The sequence below is a fragment of the Enterococcus sp. 9D6_DIV0238 genome (assembly GCF_002174455.2).
In the GTDB taxonomy this organism is placed as follows: domain Bacteria; phylum Bacillota; class Bacilli; order Lactobacillales; family Enterococcaceae; genus Enterococcus_L; species Enterococcus_L dunnyi.
This window is the reverse complement of record NZ_CP147246.1, coordinates 2,382,298-2,401,378: the sequence shown is the minus strand read 5'-3', so window position 1 is coordinate 2,401,378 and position 19,081 is coordinate 2,382,298. Positions and strand designations below refer to the sequence as shown.

The 19,081-nt window shown below is 35.0% G+C and carries 21 protein-coding genes and 1 pseudogene; 9 read left to right on the top strand and 13 right to left on the bottom strand.

The features are described from left to right. Positions 1–202: 202 nt before the first annotated feature. The gene (gene guaA / locus A5889_RS11150; protein ID WP_087641962.1) at positions 203–1,759 is read left to right on the top strand and encodes a glutamine-hydrolyzing GMP synthase; all 1,557 of its coding nucleotides are present in this window, start codon (positions 203–205) and stop codon (positions 1,757–1,759) included. A gap of 86 nt (positions 1,760–1,845) precedes the next feature. Here guaA and A5889_RS11145 read toward each other — a convergent pair whose 3' ends face one another. Continuing rightward, entirely contained in the window at positions 1,846–3,102 is a 1,257-nt protein-coding gene (locus A5889_RS11145; RefSeq protein ID WP_087641961.1) for a hypothetical protein, read from the bottom strand. Further along, complete coding sequence (locus A5889_RS11140) at positions 3,086–3,502, bottom strand: hypothetical protein (RefSeq protein ID WP_087641960.1); 417 nt, start codon at positions 3,500–3,502, stop codon at positions 3,086–3,088. The genes A5889_RS11145 and A5889_RS11140 overlap by 17 nt, the downstream gene beginning before the upstream one ends. A gap of 147 nt (positions 3,503–3,649) precedes the next feature. Here A5889_RS11140 and A5889_RS11135 point away from each other — a divergent pair. Then, a pseudogene (locus tag A5889_RS11135) lies at positions 3,650–3,982 on the top strand (GMP synthase (glutamine-hydrolyzing)); the annotation flags it as partial. 78 nt (positions 3,983–4,060) lie between these two features. Here A5889_RS11135 and A5889_RS11130 read toward each other — a convergent pair. From A5889_RS11130 to A5889_RS11115, 4 genes are read right to left on the bottom strand one after another with little or no spacing between them, the layout of a single operon-like run. Further along, positions 4,061–4,336, bottom strand: coding sequence for a hypothetical protein (locus tag A5889_RS11130; protein WP_242585417.1), 276 nt, complete (start codon positions 4,334–4,336; stop codon positions 4,061–4,063). Continuing rightward, the gene (locus A5889_RS11125) at positions 4,329–4,694 is read right to left on the bottom strand and encodes a hypothetical protein (protein ID WP_087641959.1); all 366 of its coding nucleotides are present in this window, start codon (positions 4,692–4,694) and stop codon (positions 4,329–4,331) included. Before A5889_RS11125 ends, A5889_RS11130 begins: the two co-directional genes overlap by 8 nt. Beyond that, entirely contained in the window at positions 4,687–5,955 is a 1,269-nt protein-coding gene (locus A5889_RS11120) for a lipase family protein (protein ID WP_087641958.1), read from the bottom strand. The genes A5889_RS11125 and A5889_RS11120 overlap by 8 nt, the downstream gene beginning before the upstream one ends. Then, complete coding sequence (locus A5889_RS11115; RefSeq protein ID WP_087641957.1) at positions 5,956–6,345, bottom strand: DUF1310 family protein; 390 nt, start codon at positions 6,343–6,345, stop codon at positions 5,956–5,958. Between the two features lie 828 nt (positions 6,346–7,173). Between A5889_RS11115 and A5889_RS11110 the strand changes: the two genes are divergently transcribed. Next, positions 7,174–7,380, top strand: coding sequence for a hypothetical protein (locus A5889_RS11110; protein WP_176372890.1), 207 nt, complete (start codon positions 7,174–7,176; stop codon positions 7,378–7,380). Between the two features lie 1,206 nt (positions 7,381–8,586). Here the strand turns inward: A5889_RS11110 and A5889_RS11105 are convergent. Beyond that, positions 8,587–8,895: a hypothetical protein gene (locus A5889_RS11105; protein ID WP_087641955.1), complete on the bottom strand. Its 309-nt coding sequence runs from the start codon at positions 8,893–8,895 to the stop codon at positions 8,587–8,589. Between the two features lie 40 nt (positions 8,896–8,935). Continuing rightward, positions 8,936–9,331 carry a hypothetical protein gene (locus A5889_RS11100; RefSeq protein ID WP_087641954.1) on the bottom strand — a complete coding sequence of 132 codons (396 nt, stop codon included), beginning with the start codon at positions 9,329–9,331 and terminating at the stop codon, positions 8,936–8,938. Between the two features lie 316 nt (positions 9,332–9,647). Between A5889_RS11100 and A5889_RS11095 the strand changes: the two genes are divergently transcribed. The 6 genes from A5889_RS11095 (at position 9,648) to A5889_RS11070 (ending at position 13,269) form a co-directional block, all read left to right on the top strand. Beyond that, complete coding sequence (locus A5889_RS11095) at positions 9,648–9,950, top strand: WXG100 family type VII secretion target (RefSeq protein WP_088270133.1); 303 nt, start codon at positions 9,648–9,650, stop codon at positions 9,948–9,950. A 130-nt stretch (positions 9,951–10,080) separates the two neighbouring features. Further along, positions 10,081–10,620 (top strand): hypothetical protein, encoded by a 540-nt coding sequence (locus A5889_RS11090; protein WP_207114603.1) that lies wholly within the window; start codon positions 10,081–10,083, stop codon positions 10,618–10,620. A 157-nt stretch (positions 10,621–10,777) separates the two neighbouring features. Beyond that, positions 10,778–11,347, top strand: a complete 570-nt coding sequence (locus tag A5889_RS11085) for a hypothetical protein (protein ID WP_207114602.1) — start codon at positions 10,778–10,780, stop codon at positions 11,345–11,347. Between the two features lie 13 nt (positions 11,348–11,360). Next, complete coding sequence (locus A5889_RS11080; RefSeq protein WP_242585415.1) at positions 11,361–12,656, top strand: hypothetical protein; 1,296 nt, start codon at positions 11,361–11,363, stop codon at positions 12,654–12,656. A gap of 14 nt (positions 12,657–12,670) precedes the next feature. Next, complete coding sequence (locus A5889_RS11075) at positions 12,671–13,009, top strand: hypothetical protein (protein ID WP_087641953.1); 339 nt, start codon at positions 12,671–12,673, stop codon at positions 13,007–13,009. After that, positions 13,009–13,269, top strand: coding sequence for a hypothetical protein (locus A5889_RS11070; protein ID WP_087641952.1), 261 nt, complete (start codon positions 13,009–13,011; stop codon positions 13,267–13,269). Before A5889_RS11075 ends, A5889_RS11070 begins: the two co-directional genes overlap by 1 nt. Before the next feature lie 110 nt (positions 13,270–13,379). Here the strand turns inward: A5889_RS11070 and nfsA are convergent, their stop codons facing one another. The 5 genes from nfsA to A5889_RS11045 form a co-directional block, all read right to left on the bottom strand. Next, complete coding sequence (gene nfsA / locus A5889_RS11065) at positions 13,380–14,117, bottom strand: oxygen-insensitive NADPH nitroreductase (RefSeq protein ID WP_087641951.1); 738 nt, start codon at positions 14,115–14,117, stop codon at positions 13,380–13,382. A 141-nt stretch (positions 14,118–14,258) separates the two neighbouring features. Then, positions 14,259–15,014 carry a tRNA(His) guanylyltransferase Thg1 family protein gene (locus A5889_RS11060; RefSeq protein WP_087641950.1) on the bottom strand — a complete coding sequence of 252 codons (756 nt, stop codon included), beginning with the start codon at positions 15,012–15,014 and terminating at the stop codon, positions 14,259–14,261. After that, positions 15,004–15,453, bottom strand: coding sequence for an ATP-binding protein (locus A5889_RS11055; protein ID WP_087641949.1), 450 nt, complete (start codon positions 15,451–15,453; stop codon positions 15,004–15,006). The genes A5889_RS11060 and A5889_RS11055 overlap by 11 nt, the downstream gene beginning before the upstream one ends. Positions 15,454–15,625: 172 nt before the next feature. After that, positions 15,626–17,068, bottom strand: a complete 1,443-nt coding sequence (gene gtfA / locus A5889_RS11050; RefSeq protein ID WP_087641948.1) for a sucrose phosphorylase — start codon at positions 17,066–17,068, stop codon at positions 15,626–15,628. A gap of 22 nt (positions 17,069–17,090) precedes the next feature. Continuing rightward, positions 17,091–19,073, bottom strand: coding sequence for a glycoside hydrolase family 65 protein (locus A5889_RS11045; protein ID WP_087641947.1), 1,983 nt, complete (start codon positions 19,071–19,073; stop codon positions 17,091–17,093). Between the last annotated feature and the right edge of the window lie 8 nt (positions 19,074–19,081).

The window sequence follows — 19,081 nt, the reverse complement described above, 5'->3', positions numbered from 1 at the left end:
GGTCAGAATTTTCCTAGTGGAAAATTCTCCATAAATGGTGTAAAAAGAGCAGGTTTCTTGCTTTGAAACACAAAGAGCCTAGCGATTTGATGTTGAAAAGTACAAGACGCAGCATTTGCGTGTTGTTCCTTTTTTGCTCGAACCTAAACGCTTTTTTTACAACCTCTTTTTAGATAAATCTAAATGGATAGGGGTAATAAATGTGACCAATGTTGCCGATTTGACAACTGTCGAAAAAATTATTGTTTTAGACTTTGGTAGTCAGTATAACCAATTGATTACTCGACGTATTCGTGAGTTTGGCGTGTTCTCAGAACTTTTGAGCCACCGAATCACAGCGGATGAAATTCGCGAAATGGCTCCTAAAGGAATTATTTTCTCTGGCGGACCTAATAGTGTGTATGACGAAAATGCCTTCCAGATTGATCCTGAAATTTATGAGCTGGGGATTCCAATTTTAGGGATTTGCTACGGTATGCAATTGATGATGCATAATCTAGGTGGAAAAGTTGAACCTGCCGGCAACCGTGAATACGGTAAGTCAGAGCTATCACTTTTGATTCCTGATTCACCGATCTTCAAAGAAACACCTGAAAAACAAATCGCTTGGATGAGTCATGGCGACTTAGTTGCCGCTATTCCTGATAGCTTTGAAACAGTTGCAACTAGTTCAGATTGTCCGTTTGCAGCAGTGCAAGATACAGCTCGTAATCTTTACGGTGTGCAGTTCCACCCAGAAGTTCGTCATTCTGAATATGGGAACGATTTATTGCGTCACTTTACCTTTGATATTTGTCATTGTGAAGGCGACTGGACAATGGGCAACTTTATCGAAATGGAAATCAACAAAATCCGCGAACAAGTCGGCGATAAAAAAGTCCTTCTTGGCCTTTCAGGTGGCGTGGATTCAAGCGTTGTTGGTGTACTTTTACAAAAAGCCATCGGCGATCAATTGACATGTATCTTTGTGGATCATGGTTTATTACGTAAAGGCGAAGCAGAACAAGTAATGGATAGTTTAGCTGGTAAATTTGGCTTGAACATTATTAAAGTAGATGCGAAAAAACGTTTCTTAGATAAATTAACTGGCGTATCTGACCCAGAAGAAAAACGTAAAATCATTGGAAATGAATTTGTTTATGTCTTCGATGATGAAGCAACAAAACTTGACGGTATTGACTTCTTAGCACAAGGTACCCTTTATACAGATATCGTAGAAAGCGGCACTGAAACAGCGCAAACGATCAAATCTCACCATAACGTGGGCGGATTGCCGGAAGATATGCAATTTGAATTGATCGAACCGTTGAATACGTTATTTAAAGATGAAGTTCGTGCATTAGGAATCGAATTAGGCATGCCGGAAGCACTTGTTTGGCGCCAACCATTCCCTGGTCCTGGTTTAGGGATTCGTGTGCTTGGTGAAATTACCGAAGAAAAATTAGAAATCGTGCGTGATTCTGATGCAATTTTACGTGAAGAGATCGCCAATGCTGGTTTAGATCGTGATATTTGGCAGTACTTTACTGTGTTACCTGGCATCCGTAGTGTGGGTGTGATGGGTGATGGCCGTACGTATGATTATACTGTGGGCATTCGTGCAGTGACTTCGATTGATGGGATGACAGCTGATTTTGCGAGAATTCCTTGGGATGTCTTGCAGAAGATTTCTGTGCGAATCGTGAATGAAGTGGCTCATGTGAATCGCATTGTTTATGATATTACGAGTAAGCCACCGGCTACTGTTGAGTGGGAATAAATAAAAAAAGCAGAATTCTGATTAATACAGAATTCTGTTTTTTTATTCATAACAATATAGATTAAACAAATAATTTATTTTTCATCCTACCAAAATGCTGTCATGCAAGTATTACTCATATTCCCTCCATGGGCTGTAAAGTTAATATATCTTGCCCCCATAGTCCAACCATCTGCAATTATTAGGAAGTTTGAATTAACTGTGGTCTTCTTACCAATATGATACCCTTGTACGACAACTGAATGACCTGACCCTTTTACAACACTATACCCAAAAATAAAATTTCTATTATTTCGCAAATAAGATTTCATTTGAGAAAAGACAGGTTTCTGAATTTGAGCAGAATTTACAGTTTTACCTTTTGATCTAGCTAAACTATTCATTGCCGGAATAAGTTTATTATCATATGTCGATCCATAGGAAATCGTTTTACCGTATTTAGTTGCAGTCTTATAAGTTGTTGTCCCTGAATCTTTCCAAAGTTTGTTGTAAGTTGCATTAATCGTTTTAGGATCGTATGTTGCTCCTCTTGAGATACCCAGCTTCTCTGCGATAATACTCATCGCTGTGACTGAACATGCAAACTTACCTGAGTGGGCTTCAGCATCACCTTGTAACATAGGGATAAATGCTCCAACTCCAAATGATTCAACATAAGAATATCCCGAATTAGAAGGATAACTTGTCATAGCATCTTCTGAATGTCCATAAGAAGCTTGATTACTATAGCTAGCATCTTGATTTTCCAACTCTTCAATAAAACTCTCTGGATCTTCTATACCCGTAGCTGTACTAGCAACAACATTTTCAATATTTACACTGTACACGGTAGCTTCATTTGAAATGATAACTTTCTCTTCAACTGAAACATTATTCGTATTGACATCCGTTTCCTCATCTATTACTTCAACCAGATTATTAAATAAACTAGTAGCATTTTCGTTTAAATTAAATTCCGATATATAATCTTCTTTCAATCGATTATCTACTATTACATATCCATGGTCTTTATTATCTATCTGCATCCGACAATCATACCCAATAAAATTTTTGTCGCCATCATAAATAGGAATCATCTCTGAAATCTTAAAATTTTTCCCTACATCCGTACTATTAGAAAATTCGAGTGCAATTTTTGCATAGGCTTCTTTATTTTCAAAATTAAGTAATGTAGAATTTTTAACATCTTGCTCTGAAATTACTTCATCAGAATATTTCTCAGTTGTATCTTCATTTAAAAACTCTTGAAATTCACTTGCTTCGGCGTATCCAGTTCCCATGAGCGAACAAATACCCATTAACCCAGCTACCAACAACGTTAATCCCTTATTTTTCATTTTCATCTTTAACACTCCCTCTGATTATATTTGAAATTCTGCCAATTTCTATTTGCTTTTTATTGCTGATTCTATCCATCGGATAAAAAATCGTAACATGTTCTCCTATTCTAAGACTATCAATATAAAAACGAATCTCCGAATCATTTAGCACTGCATTTGATTCATCAAAAACGTCATCAGAAAATTTAACTATAACAGATGTACCTTTCTTTAAATTTTCTACGTCTTCCAACAGCTTAATGGAGAACTCATTATTTCCTTTTTCTTGAACTACTCCTTGAATTTGTAATGGAGGTAATTCATTTCGCGCAACTTCTTTTTGTCGATTTGCATTCCAAATAAAATAAACAACAGTAATTATGATAACAGTAATTAATACTATGCAAATTTTTTTTATATTCAACTAACCTCCCTCCTTGAAGTTCGTTCTAAATGTAATCTTAAACTAATAACTAATTTTTCATTTTGTTAATCATAACTTACATAATATAAATTCAGAATATTCTAAAAACAAGAAAGTGTCAAGTCTTTTTTATGTATACTTTATTAAATTACGGAAGATAATTTAGAAATCGTCCGTAGCTCTGATGCAATTTTACGTGAAGAGATTGCCAATACTGGTTTAGATCGTGATATTTGGTAGTACTTTACTGTGTTACCTGGCATCCGTAGTGTGGGTGTGATGGGTGATGGCCGTACGTATGATTATACTGTGGGCATTCGTGCAGTGACTTCGATCGATGGGATGACGGCTGATTTTGCGAGAATTCCTTGGGATGTCTTGCAGAAGATTTCTGTGCGAATCGTGAATGAAGTGGCTCATGTGAATCGCATTGTTTATGATATTACGAGTAAGCCACCGGCTACTGTTGAGTGGGAATAGAATATAGACACGCTACAAACCTTCGTAACATTAGGTTTGTAGCGTGTCTTTTATTTATTGATAGCAGTTCTGATTGTCTTAGCAATTATCAAATTTACTAGTAGTCTGTTTAAATGTTTGTTTTGCTTGAGTTACCCATTTTCCTTTTGCAGTGGTAGAAAGTCCATCAACATAGCTTGTGCAATTACTTTTTATGCCATCTATCTTTTCTTGTTTCATCATTTTCAACATTTGCTTACGATTTTCTGAAGTTGCATGACTTTGACTAGCAACAAAGGTTTGAATCAAACTTTTTTCTAAGTTTTTACGTGCCTCTAATAAATCGTCTTTAAGCGCATCTAACATTTCATGCATCACTTTCCTTTTTCAATTGATATAATGTTTCTTCATAAGACAAAACTTGTTTTTTATATGCAGATTGTTGTTCTTCCTGCTCATCTTCTAGCTTTTTCAATACATTTTTCACAGTCCATTCTCCCTCTTCTTGGGTAGAACGAATTAAATGATAAACCTGTTGCAATCCTTGTGTATCATTGTATTCTCTACTTTGAAATATGTACCTCATTTGTTCAGAAAGTTCTTCCAGTTCTCGATTAAACATCCATTTTTCCTGCCCTACTACTTCCATCGTTTCATTTAATTGTTTATTTTTTCTGCGATAATCATCCTCTAAATTTTCCATTTTTAACAATACTTGTTTCTGTTTATCCATACATACTCCCTATTTGTTTTGCCAATTGTTGATCCGTTTCTACTTGACTTTTTATTGCTTCATTGATTTGCTGTAATAACTGGTCGTATTCTTGTTCTATCTTTGTTGCTTCTGCTAATGATTCTTCACATTCTTGTACAGTCTCTACTACGATTTTTGCCTCTGTTGCTCCACCGTTAGATAATGCTGTAAGTATTTCCGCCTCAGACAGCTTTGATCCCACCCCTCTTGCATCAGAAAGCGTATTCTTCCAAAGTTCTTTTGCGTTCTCAATTGCTGTATCAAACATTGCTTTTAAATCTCTGATTTCTCCTTGTATCGTTTGTTTCATTCCTTGAGTGATTGCTAAGCCTTCTGCTGCATCTAAGAAAATTTCTTCTGATGAAGATAGACCACCGCCACTCTTCATAAAATTCTTACGTAAATTATTGATAGCTGACAATTGCTGATTTGTTGCATATTTAGCTAATTGCAGACTGCCTTCTTTGTCTGTGAGAATGTTACCATCCTTGTCAAACTGGTATCCTCCCCACATATGTTGATCTACAAACCCAACTTTTTTAGAATCTACTCTTATTAAATGCCCAACTGTTGGTTTGCCTAAACCATAGCCAATTGGTACGATATCTTTTGAATCAACATAGTTAAATAATTTATCTAAACTATTTAATGCATTGATTGTATCTTGCTGTTTTGGCGTCAAATTAGAATAAACATTCGGCCCTTGGTAAAAGAACCCACCATTAATACGGCTGATATCATTTTTGTTTACATTGGCAATAGCATACTGTGCATCCATAGAACCCAAAGAATGACCATAAACATAGACTTGAGCATTAGGATATAAGTTCATGGCTTCTTGCAACGTTTTCGCAGAGGATTGCAATTGAGGTGTCACTACTGGTGCGCCACCATTTAAAATTTGAACAGCGGTAGGAACATCATTGTGTATCCAGTCCTTCACTACATCACTATGCTCCTTATGGAATGGGTTCAATACATTACCAACCGAAGGGGCTGTAGAGCCTCTATAAAGAACCGTAATTTCTTGAACCTGATTTCTTTCTGCAAGAGAAGCAGTTGGAGGAACATATTTATCTGTAATTACAAATGATTGTTCCCCAGTTGACTTATTATTTACTTGAGATACAACCCCAATGACTTTGTTGTTTTCAAGAGTCACATCATAATTAGGTTTCCAATCATCATATTGTTTCTTAGCAATCTCAAGCCTTTCTTCATCACTATATGTGTCAAACATTTATTTTTCTCCCTTTAGAAGCAATTTCAAATTATTAGAATATCCAGAAACCACATTTTTCTTAAATTCATTTTCATTTTTCTTATCCAGATTGAAAAGAATCTCAAGGCTTTTGTCACGGTTAACATAAATACTCCCATTTATCCCTCCCATGGGATTACGTCTAACACTTTCCTTATCAATTTCATATGTTTTAATTATACCTTCATCAGTTAAAGCATTCTGGTCTAAATCCTTTAATCCATCCTCAAATACTTTTTTTGCCTCATCACTATAAACGATTTCAATCATCTCTTCATCTAATTTTTTTGAATTCATATACATTTTTCCTCCTATAAATAAAATAATCAGAATAATAATTCCTGTTACTACAATCAAATTTCTTTTCAAATTTTCACCACCTAAAATTAAACTATTTCTTATTTAAGAATATCAATAAATAAGGCACAAAGCAATATTATTCATACGCATAAATAATTAAAAAATCCTTACTAAGAATTTCTTTCTAAGTAAGGTATTTTAATTTAGTAGTTTTCCATCATTTTTTGATTAGATTAAAATTAATTACACGCATCAATACTTTATCTCTTAAAAATCATATGTATAATCCTATATATCATCTAGCTCTAAATCTTTGTTTGCCACTTTCTTAGTTGTATCTATAACCAATAATTATGTATGTACGTTGATAGCAAAATGATAGTATCCCAAAGAAATTCATAAAATTCTACTTTATTGGGACATACTCAAAACACTTTAAAATCAGTACTTATACTTCAAAACATACTGTTCTTTTTTTGAGTGGGAGTAAAGAGCCAACATAATGAGGATGGGGAATACGATAAATCAATGTTTTTCAACTTATGAAATGTTTGATTTTCATTGAAAATGATATGTTTCCCTGCCAACAACCCGTGTCAGGATAACACTTGACAAGGGTTGTTTTTTGATAGTTCTGCTTTTTATTGCATAATCAAATTATTTTCTTAATCTTTTAGTGCCAAATGTATAGAAAAGACTAAATAAATATACACTCCAACACCTAATTAGTATTCTAGCGAAATTATAATTTAAATACATTTTTAATGATTTAGAACAAAATATATCCAAAAACAAAATCTAATCATATTTAACAAAAAGTTAGTTATATATCATCGTTGAATAATATGATACAATAATCAATATCAATGATAACGATATCAAGAACGAGGTGATTATATGGAACGTGATTTTACCTATCTTATTGATAAATATGATGAAGCTGGTGCTAGAGATATTTTCGAAAAAATATGTGTTAGTCTATTTCAAGCAATGTACGGACCAAAAGGAAAATCAGTTAAGCCTTCTCAGGGTGACGGCGGTTTAGATGTATTGATAGGGGACCTTCCTTCTCCTGAGCAGGTATATCAGTGTAAATTTTTTTAAAAAAAGATTGAGGACTCTCAAAAACAACAAATTAGAGAATCCTTTAAAACAGTAACTACAAAATATAACATATCTGAATGGTATCTTTGTCTTACAAAAATTTTGACTGAAAACGAACTAGTTTGGTGGTCTAAATGGAAAAACGAAAAAGAATCTGAAAGTGATATAAAAATTGAATTATGTGGAGGAAAAAATTATTCATATGGGATAAATACAAATATATGGTCAAAGAATCCAACTTATTGTTCTAAAATAGTTTGGCAAGCTTATTGGTATTCTTCTGCTGCCGCTCAAGTAGGAGGTATGAAACAACCGTTAATTGTAAGTCCTTATGATTTACCAGCATACTTTAATTCAAGACCTGCTCATGTTGGAACCTGGTCTGCATAGTTCATAATCGATATAGTTAAAAATAAGAATGGAAAAGGATAGTTACACTATGAATATATTGAGAGCTTTTTTTATTATAGTTTGGGGAGTTCTTGCTTTTTTAATTTCTTTTAGCGTATTACGCATAATAACTAAGGCTAGTTATCATGATTTTTCTGGTAACGGTACAATTATTTATGTTACCATTGGTATAATTTATGTGATTACAACGATCATTTTATCTATACTCTATTCAAAAAAATATTTATACTTTTTAGCTTTGTTATCCATACTTTGCATTGTTTCTCCTTTTCTATTAATTTATTTACTTAACAATTTTAAAATGTAATATAACATCAAGTATCTGAAATCAACTATAATTTCAGATACTTTTTTTTTCATTTCATTTATCAAAAAAATGGTACATCTTCAAATTTTTTTACCAATGCTTACATAATCGCATCATTTTCAGCTAGTCCAACTTCTGAGATAAATGAGCTTGTCATTGCAGCAAATTCAAACGATGTAGGGAAAGCAGAGATCGTCTCCATAGAAAAAAAAGAAAATCATTACATTGTGAATTGAGTCAATGAAGATAATCTAAGTTAAGGCATCGACAAAGTAGATTTTGATGGGAATATAACGATCATTGAAGCGGAAGTTCAATAGCTCTTCCTCCACGTGATCGGAAATATATCCACTAAAAATAAAAAAACAGATCCCTTTAGTTAATAGGGTCTGTTTTAAAATTAAAGGTGATCCATAGTGAACAATTACCCGATCAGATTTACACTTCTATTCAATACTGATCAATAAACGATCCTATCGAAATAAAAGCTATCTACGTTCTAATTCAGTTTCAACCTCTTTCGTTTTACTTTCTATAAGCGTATCTAGATATTCAACAAAAACCGACTTATTATCAGAAGTAATCTTTCCATCCATAAAGTTTTTTAGACTCGTCACTTCATTCCATGAATTAGAATTATTCAATGTTCTTAAACAATTTTTTAGATATCTTGTTGGCATGTCACTAATAGAAATATTTTTCCCCTCAGAGTTGATCCAAAAACCATCCTCTGCAGCAACAAATGGTACACTGCTATTTTCAATAATATTATTTCTAAACACTTCTTCGTAAATCATACTTTTCTTCCTTCCTATTATATAATTATCTAGTTCACTATTACTTCATTTTTGAGTATATTGTACTTGTCTCATATTTCTTATTTTTATATTCATAATGAATCGTTACCTTTATTTCTTTTTCCTTAATCTGTGAGAGTCGATTCGTTAAGTCCAATTCATTCTCTTCACCACTCAAAATATTTGTTGTAAAGGCCGTAAGACCATGAGTCTCATCAGCTAATACCCATTTTTTGTTTTTCTTTATTGAAAATTCAGTTTCTGAGTCAAAAACCGTGATATTACCATCAGTATTATTTTTGATCAATAGTTTCATCTCCTTGAATCCCAACGCAATGAATGCCTTTTCATTTTTGATATTTTTATCTACACTGCTAGCTTTTGAACAACCTGCCATCAATACTAATAGTACCCCTATCAAACAAAATTTTTTCATCGGTATTCCTTTCTTTTAATAAAAATTATATCACAATAAAAATATTTTATACACCACTTAAAAAATATTTATAACTTTAAGACGAAAAATTCAGTATAACAACATCTCAGAAAGCTGACCGATAGTAGTTGTAATGAATACTAATTAACAACGTGTAGAAATATTCCTTGTCATATAATGATAAGCAAAACGAACAAAAAGACTTGTTTTATCATAAATATCATTATCCACCTAATTTTTTGATAAAAACAATTTACTTATTGTGATAAACTAATAGAGAAATAACCATAAACAAAAAGTAAAGGAGAGAACACACATGGCGGGAGATCGTATTAAATTATCACCACAAGAACTACGTACATCTGCTACAAAATATACAGACGGTTCTAACCAAGTAAATGACATTTTACAAAAATTACAAACGGAGCAAGACACGATTCAAGGAAACTGGGAAGGGTCAGGATTTGATAGCTTTAATGATCAATTCACAGCCTTAAAACCAAAAGTGAGTGAGTTTGCGGAACTGTTAGAACAGATCAACAAGCAATTAAATGAAGTAGCCCAGATCATGGAAGAAACAGATCAAAACATTTCTTCTGCGATCGGTCGTGGACTATAAACAATTTTGAGAGATCAGGAGCGTTTGTCTTCTGGTCTTTTTCTAATAAACCGTTGTCAGTGCCTGTATAGTAGTGGATAAATCTGGCAAATCCTAATCAAAAAATATCCTTAAGTTCGGTGGTGAAGAATTGAAAAAGAAACTGGGATTTATTTTGGGAATCATTTTACTTGTCGCTTTTTTTGTAGCAGGAAAAAAATATATGGATAGGAAAGCGGTAGAGAAAAGTTATCAAGACGGTATCGAACTGGTACAAAATCATGTAACCAATTATTTAGTTACAAACTATGAAGGAATTGAAAAAATCGAGTGGCAAGGGGTTGGTGTTGAATGGCGTAGTTCAGATGTTTTTGGATCGTCTATACTTGGAAACTACGTGGATAGCGATGTTAAAGTATTTGTTTCAGCAGATAAATTTTTTACTGTAGATTTTACTCTAGCTGAGAAAACTGAATATAATAATGAGTTGAAGAAGTACGTTTTAGAAGACTCCATGAATCCTACTAATATAGATTCTACTATCAAAACAGGTCTAGAAAATGCTGTTGGAAAATTTAAAAGAGGAGATCAACTTGATAAAACAGACTCTGAAAAAATGAAAAAAGGTAGTAAAGGTAGTCCAAATGCCCAAGTTATTTATAACCTAGACATTCATGAGCTAACTTATTAAAGATAGTCGTTTATGTAAGAATAAACGCACATAAATAGGATAGAAGAAAATAAGTTACATAGGCAGCCAATAAGAAAACGTACGAAAAAAATTGCTATATGTTGTCCATATTGTTATTCTTACATAAGAATAGAGCATTAATTTAGGTGGTGAAGTAGTGAAAAAGAAATGGATTTTAGCAACAATACTAGGTCTGATCGTACTCATTGTTTTATGTATAGGAGGAAAAAAATATATGGATAAGAAAGCGGTAGAGAAAAGTTATCAAGACGGGGTTGAACTGATACAAAACTACTTAACGGATTATTTAATCAAAAACTATGAAGGAATTGAAAAAATCGAATGGCAAGGTGTTGGCGTTGAATGGCGTAATTCAGATATTTTTGGATCGTCCATACTTGGAAATTATGTGAATAGCAATGTTCATGTATACATTTCAAAAGATAATTATTTTACAATGAGACTTCGGTTAAATGATAGGGCAGAATATGATGATAATCAGAAAAAATATGTTTTATCAGAGTCTATGAATCCAAGTAATATGGATACCATGGTTAAAACTGGGATTCATAATGCTATCTATTCATATAGTGATGATCCAGATAATAAAAAGATAAATGTGAACCAAAAGGAAAAGCAAGAGCTTGATAATATCAAAAAATCTTCAATTGGTAGCCCTAATGCTCAGGTTATTTATAATCTAGAAATCCATGAATTAAATTATTAGGAGGAGGTTTTCTATGAGTAGAGAAATTACAACAGAGATTTTAGCTAAAGCAATTGACACAACAAAAGATGTTGTTCAGACAAAGGATGATAAAGTAACATTAGTCATTCAAAATCAAGACATTGAATACCAAATCCTAAACAAAGCCGCCAGCGACAAAGACAACCAGCTAAACGCAATGGCTATCGCACCAATCGTCAATGGGCAACCTGATTATAATAATGTAGCCGTTGTTTATGCTGGTACCAATATGCATAATGAAACAGGAGCAAATGGCTTTGGTACGGCAGGAGGTGCATTTACAGGCGGGCTTTCTGGAGAATACAACGATGCACAAGCGTTCTTAAAAGAAACCTACGACAAAGTAGCCAAACACAACGGAACGATTACCGATGTTGCAGGCTTTAGCCAATCTGGTGGCTACATGATGAAAATGGCTGGCGAGCATGGGAAAGAAATGGGCTTTCAGACAACAAGTTTTGATGATTGGGGACGTGATCAGTTCGGAACGCTCACAGATGATCAACTGAAATGGCTGAAAAATAATCCTGACCTGTTGACGCGTTACCAAAATGATTCTTGGGCTGATTGGTCAGGCCGTGATCACAAGTATGGAAATGTTTCATCTATTTCAGGAATTGGTGAACATAACACCCTAGCTAAATACTTTGATGGAGATACATTGAATCTAGATCGTTTAGCGAAAGATGGTATTTTTGCACCTGGTATGACCAAAGCACAAGTAGAACTAGCCGCTAAAAACTGGGCAAAGAAAAATGGTGATGGAAAATTTTGGACAGGTGATGATGCCGAAGCGAAAGCCCGTGTAAAAGAGTACTTAAAGTTATATGGTACTTATCGGATCCCTGATCTTGAGGAATTGAAAAACCTAAGAAAAAAACTAAAGAAAAGCGGCGGCGGTTTATCGAAAAATGAAGAAATTTATTTAGATAACAGTGAAGCTTTATTCGCTGTAACAACTGCTTCACAAACCATGAAGGATGGTTTGTCTGAAGTCATAACGATCTATCAAGAGGCTATGATCGAGGCGATGCAGGTTTGGTCTGAAGGACTTCAACATGCACGTTCGATCGGAACAGAATTGAATGAATCAGAAATCACAGAAGCACTGGCTTCGGTTGGAGCAACTGAGTCCAGTATCGTAACTGAACCTACGACTTTCTATAAAGAACAGATAGCGAAAGCTAAACAATTAGGTGAAAGTTTTGATAGCCTTGTTTCTGAAATCAAGGCGGGGATCGATAAACTTGTTCAAAGTGACAAAGAGTTATCTAGTCAACTTTTCTAGAAAGGAGTATTCAGTTGGATCAGCAAGAGCGATTAAAAATAGAGTATCTAAAGAAAAAACGTCAATTTGAAGAAAAAGAAGATGATATTCTTTTTCAAAGAGACCAGGGAATACGTGATTTAGAAGAAGTTGCAGACATGACACACTATTATTTAAAAGACTACGTTCCAGATCAAGCATTTATTATACAAGCTGTACATAAGTTAGATAGGCTAAAAGATGAGGTTTATGAAGCCGCACAATATGACCGTAAGCAAATCGAACGGGAGATAGAAGACTTAGATGAGACCTATTATCGTGAGATTCGTATATTATCTGATCAGGAATTAGCAAAGAAAGAGAGTGATTCTTGATGTTAGATGATGTAAAAAAAGATCTTAAAAAGAAGGCACAGAAAGCCGCGATCGCTTCAGCAGTTGGTCAATCCATGACCCAGAAAAAACAAACGAACCAACAAAAAGCAAAACAAGATGGAGAAACCAAGTTGACTTCGCTGAAAACAAATATGGCGAGTGTCTCTGAAAGTATGGGAAATTCTGTCAAAGGAGAATTCGGTAAAAAAGTAAAAGAGACCTTCAAAAAACAAAGTGAAAATTTAGATAAGTTTTCCTAGCAATCTTTAGATATGAACCAAAAAAATGCCAAAAACAGCACCCTCGATAAATCAAGGTTGCTGTTTTTAGTTTATAAGCTGAATAATTGATTTTGGCTTTTTTCTTATAATCAGTTTAGTTGAAAACCCTGTTCTTTCAAAAAGGCCGCAATTTCTGGTCGTCTAATTTCTTCAAAAAAGGCAACATTGCTTTCTGACCAAGAGGTTTGTTTTTGATTACTTTCTCTAGAACTATAATATTCCTTCGATACTTTTTCATATTCTTTTAAATCAGCGAATTGTTCATGAGGATAGTAATTTTCGCTAATTTGATTTTTTTCTAATAATCTTGGTTTAACTTTATTTTTACTAGCAGGAACGCCGACTGTTAGTCCAAATAATGGAAAAGTATACTTAGGCAACTTCAACAATTCGGACACTTTTCGGACATCATTACGAATTCCTCCGATGTAACAAATACCTAGATCCATTGACTCCGCAGCCAAAGCCATATTTTGTGCTGCAATCGATGTATCGACAATGCTTACAATCAAAGACTCCATATTGGTCAATCCGTCTAATTTTTTATTGTTTTCAATGAGTAGTCTTGATTGTCTATATAAATCAGCGACAAATACATAAAAAGTTCCTGTATTTTTTACATACGGAGCACTTCCAGTAATGTCAGCTAGCTCTTCCCTTAGCGTTTTATCGGTAATTTCTATAATTGAAAATGCTTGGACAAAATGAGAAGAAGATGCACTGCGCGCTGCAGTCAATAAAGCTTTTCTGGTTTCTGGTGACAACGGAATATCTTTGAAATCTCTGACAGAAACATGTGTCGTCATTTTTTTTATATAATCATTCATTGATCTTACCTCCTTGATATGACCTTAGTATACAACTCATTTATACTGGGCACAATACTGTCTAAAAAGGAGCCTTCTGTAGAAAAAAGCAGTTTCAATGAAGCTATTCTTCCTGTTTTAAGATACACTATGCTTTAGCTATTATTCTAAAAGTGTCTCAATAAATGTACTATACGCATCCTTCATCTGTAATTCATAATCAACTACCAGTTTGCGTCGTGTCGTCTTACTAGATTGCTTTATGATTGGATTGAATCCGATTTTTTCTTCTTCTTTCCAGTAAACTCCGATTCCTCGTTTTTGCCATTTCGGCAGTTCATTGAAATTGATCCCATGCTGAAAAAGAAATTCATTTTTTTCACTGACCGATAACCCTTCCAAATAGCTTGTCGCTTTTGCAACACTCACTCCTTGCTTTCTTTGAAGCCAATAGCAGTGAGCGTTTAAAGCATTACGGCTAGCATCTTCATTACGCCAACGAAAATAATCAATTACCGCAGCTTTTGTTGGCAATTCTGAGATTCGACAGTCAAACGATCCAATTGAACCTAAAAGTAGTGAGAATTTCGCACTAGCTTCTCCTGCTAAAATCGAATTATATTTTCTTGTTTTCCGGCCGAAAGCTGCTTCATTCAAGTTAAATAATAAAGAAATCTCATCGCTTTCCGTGTAGCCATAAATAACATGAAAACCACAATTCATCAAGTGCTTCACGGTTTCTACCATGTAATCACGGAATCGTTCATCGAAAGGTGCTTCAAATTTTTCCCGATCCTTTGTTAACGTTGTAAAGTTACGGCCATCGATCCGAGCAACCATGTACATTTCCGGTAAAACCGTATGGTCTTGATTTGTTTCGTAGATTCGCATTTTAGCGTCTAGTTCACTAAATTTCATTCTCCCACTCCTTTATATCAAATCCTTGATCAGCTGTCTGAGTAACATAATAAAGTTGTGAAAAACCTTCATCAAAATCAGGTAATTCAAGCTTGGCCGCAGTGGCTTTCAAAGCTATTTCAGGTAAATGTGCCTGACCAGTTCTCTGCTGGTTTCGTTTTAAACACTCCGCTAGCTTTGATTGGAAATAGTAGCCAATAAACGTGACATCCGCTCGACCAGCAAGTTGGAAATAACGCTGACGATCAAGTTTCGTTGGATTGGTATTATCGATAACTACAGACTGGCTAATTTCTAGACAGGTCGAAAGTAGTTGCTTTTCCTTATAACGTGTATTTAGCATATCTAAGTTTAATCGTAAATGACTATCTGAAAAATACCTCTTGTAAAAAGTACTTTTTCCACTAGCTTGAAGCCCCATTAACAAGATGACTTCCATTGGGCTTCTCCTCCTTTTTATTTATAAAATAGTATAACGTAGGCATTTAAGCAAAACAACCTCAGCAATTTTTCAGTTAAACAATTTCTCTAGATGAAAAAGTAACATAAATAAGCTATTCACCTCTAGAAAGCGTGAATAGCCTACAGCCCTGAATTTAAAATTCTTTTTCTTAAAATAAAACTTTTTTACTATTATGATAAATCATAAATTCTTTCGTTTTTAGATCAGCAACTAGCTTCACACGTTCATTTTGTGCTTGATTCTTGCGTTCAATTTCGATCGTATGCTCTGACGGTGTCGTCACTTCGATCGATCCATCTAGATCAAATGCCGGCTGCTCATTCCGAAAAGTTAATATGCTCAGCAGCTTTTTTACCACTGGTCGTTGCACTTCTTCTGCAATTTCTTCCATCGTATAATAATGACGATTGATATTTCGCCCTTCTTTGGTTGCTTCTAGGAGTTGAATATCATTTTGCCCTGCAAGTAACCCAACATAATACACCTGAGGAATGCCTGGTGCAAATATCTGCAGGACACGTGCTAGTAAATAGCTATCATCCTGTTCTCCTAATGCGCTGTAATAGGTGCTGTTGATTTGATAAATGTCCAAATTATTATAGCTGGCTGACGAGTAGATTTTTTTTACATTTGCCCCTACTTCATAGAGCTTTTCAGATGTGTACGCTAATTCTTGATCGCTCAATAAATCTTTGGCATCCACTACTCCAATGCCGTCATGGGTATCTAATGTGGTGAACTGCTTCATCGGACTTTGCTTCAACCAAGCAGCTAAACGGTGCGTTTTCCCACTATAGATCGCATGCAGCATGAGCATCGGTAATGCAAAATCATAGATGAAATAGTCATGCTCAGCGATTTTGAATTGGATCGAATAATGTTCATGGATCTCTGGTAGAAGCTCGATCCCGTATTGCTCTGCTTCTATACGAACTTCATCAAGCAGCGCCCAAATATCAGGTTCAACAAAAAAATCATTCGTCTCTAGTTTCTTGATAGCATATGCAAAGGCATCTAGACGAATCAAAGAACAGCCATGTGTTGCCATATCTTTGATCGTCGCTCGAATAAATTCTTTCGTGACTTCTTTTGTGACATCTAGATCGATCTGTTCTTCTCCAAATGTATTCCAAACCTCTTCACTGCTGCCGTCAGCGAAATGTACTTCCTGAAAAGGTGCTTTGTCCTTTCGCTTGTATATCAAGTCGATATCTTCAGCAGTCGGACGATTTTCCGGAAAGAATTCTTTGATTCGAATAAACATCTCTTTATATTTTGATGCTTCATGCTTTTGTTTGAAATCTTGGAAAAAAATAGACTCACGAGAAATATGATTGATCATAAAATCAAACATCAAATAGTACTTTTCTCCTAAAGCTTCGATTTCACTCCACGTTCCAAACGCAGAATAAACAACTGTATAATCTTTTGGCGCAAAGCCTCGATCGCCTGTTGAAGGAAAGAACGGCAATAAATGGATCCCTCCGATTGCGTTTTTGAAATAGTTCTCCATCACAAGTGTTAGTTCGTTTAAATCATTTCCTAAACTATCCGCATAAGTGATCAGCATGGTTTTATTTTCAATAGTCACTCTCCAACCCCCTTTGTTTCTATTATTTTTTATACGAATCGATCACAAGTTGCTGCTTTACTCCTCGAATCGTGACCGTAAATTTCAGTGATTTTATTTCTTTAGGTAAATGATTTTTAGTTGTAACTTCTCCATTTTCAACTGATAGACCCGCAAAACCATAAATCAATCCTAACCAAGAACCACCCATATTCGCTGCATGGATCCCATGGCTAGCATTCCCTTGAAAATCCTCTAGATCCATAATCGCTGCTTCTTTGAAAAATCGATACGCCAATTCGCTACGTCCAAGCTTACTTGCAACAACACCATAAATCGCCTTTGATAATGAACTATCATGCGTCGTCAATGGCTCATAAAAATCAAAATCTCGCGCAATTTGCTCAATAGGTGTATCAAATAACATATGCGCTAAAATCGTATCCGCCTGTTTCAAGACTTGATGTTTGTAGATTTTCATAGGATGAAAATGCAGCAGTAGTGGATATCGATCTTTAGGTGTATGCTCAAAGTCCCAAGGTTCTTTCATTAAAAAGCTATCGTCCTGTTGAGTGATTTGCAGTGCTTGATCAAAACCAATATACATTTTCTCGGCTGAATCAAACCACTCTACTGCTTCTTTTTCATACTTCTTTAATTTTTTTGCAAGCCTAGCAGCGTAATATAGATGATTTTGCGCCATTTTGTTCGTATAATAATTATTATTCACCAAAGCCGTATATTCATCCGGACCTGTTACCTCATGGATTTCAAAGCCGCGTTTAGACATGAAGCCATAGTCCAGCCAAAATCTAGCTGTTTCAAAGATCAGCTCACAATTTTCGTCAATAAACGCTGTATCTCCCGTCACTTTTTCATAGAGTTCAAAGGCAAAAGCGATGTCTGCATTAATATGGACTTGTGCTGTTCCTGCTGGATAATAAGCGGATGTTTCCTCACCATTGATCGTACGCCAAGCAAACAATGCTCCTTTAAATCCCAGCTCTTTTGCTCGTGCCTGCGCTTTTGGTAAAATATTCACGCGATAACTCAGTAAACTTTTGGCGATCTCTGGTTGTGTGTAGATAAAAAAAGGCAGTAAGTACATCTCTGTATCCCAAAAATAGTGTCCCTCATACCCTTCTCCTGTTAATCCCTTCGCACAAAAATTACTATGTCCATCTCGTCCGGCAGAATTGAAAAGATGATACAAATTAAAACGAATCCCTTTTTGTAAGTGACGATCTCCATCGATCTCGATATCAGAGATTGCCCAAAAGTCGGCGAAAATTGCAATTTGTTTTGCTTCTAGCTCTTCATAGCTAGGAGAAGTAAACTCAGCCTCACGAGAAATCTGGTACAGTTGAGTAAACGAAAGTGTTTGACCTTCCTCTACGTATTGCTTTTTATCATATGAATCAAAATGTGTATAGAAACTCAGCCCACTATTCGGAGCAGTATATTTATTTCCTGTTTGAATCAGTTCCACACTAGCATCTTTGATCCTTGGATCAAAGTCCTCGCCCTGTTTAGTAGAAATCTTTTGTGCTTTTTTGGACACTTCGACTTCTCCTGAAAAATTTAGTGCTTTCAGATCGATTTTTTGAGCATAGACCGTTCGATCAAAGTGACTGGTGAAGCTTTCAAGACGATACTCGATCGTTTTCCCTTCTTTTGTCTGATAGAGATATGTTTCTTTAAGGATCCCTTTTTTCATATCTAATGCTACAGACTGATCGACCAACAAAAACTCACTTACATCATCGATCGACAACTCAATGCTTCGTAGATCAAATAAATTGACCATTGTTTGATGCTGCTTCGCATAACCATAAGCATTCTCACCATAAACAATGTCGTGACTTTCATAGAAAGCATTTAAAAAGATGCCTGGTGTACTTTCTTTTGCTTTTATCGGAAGACTTGCACGTACACCTAAAGCTCCGTTGGCCTGCGCAAAAAGTGTTTCGATATTTTGAACCGATCTATTTCCAATATCCTCTAACGTTAAAATAAAATCATTCATAGTCTATC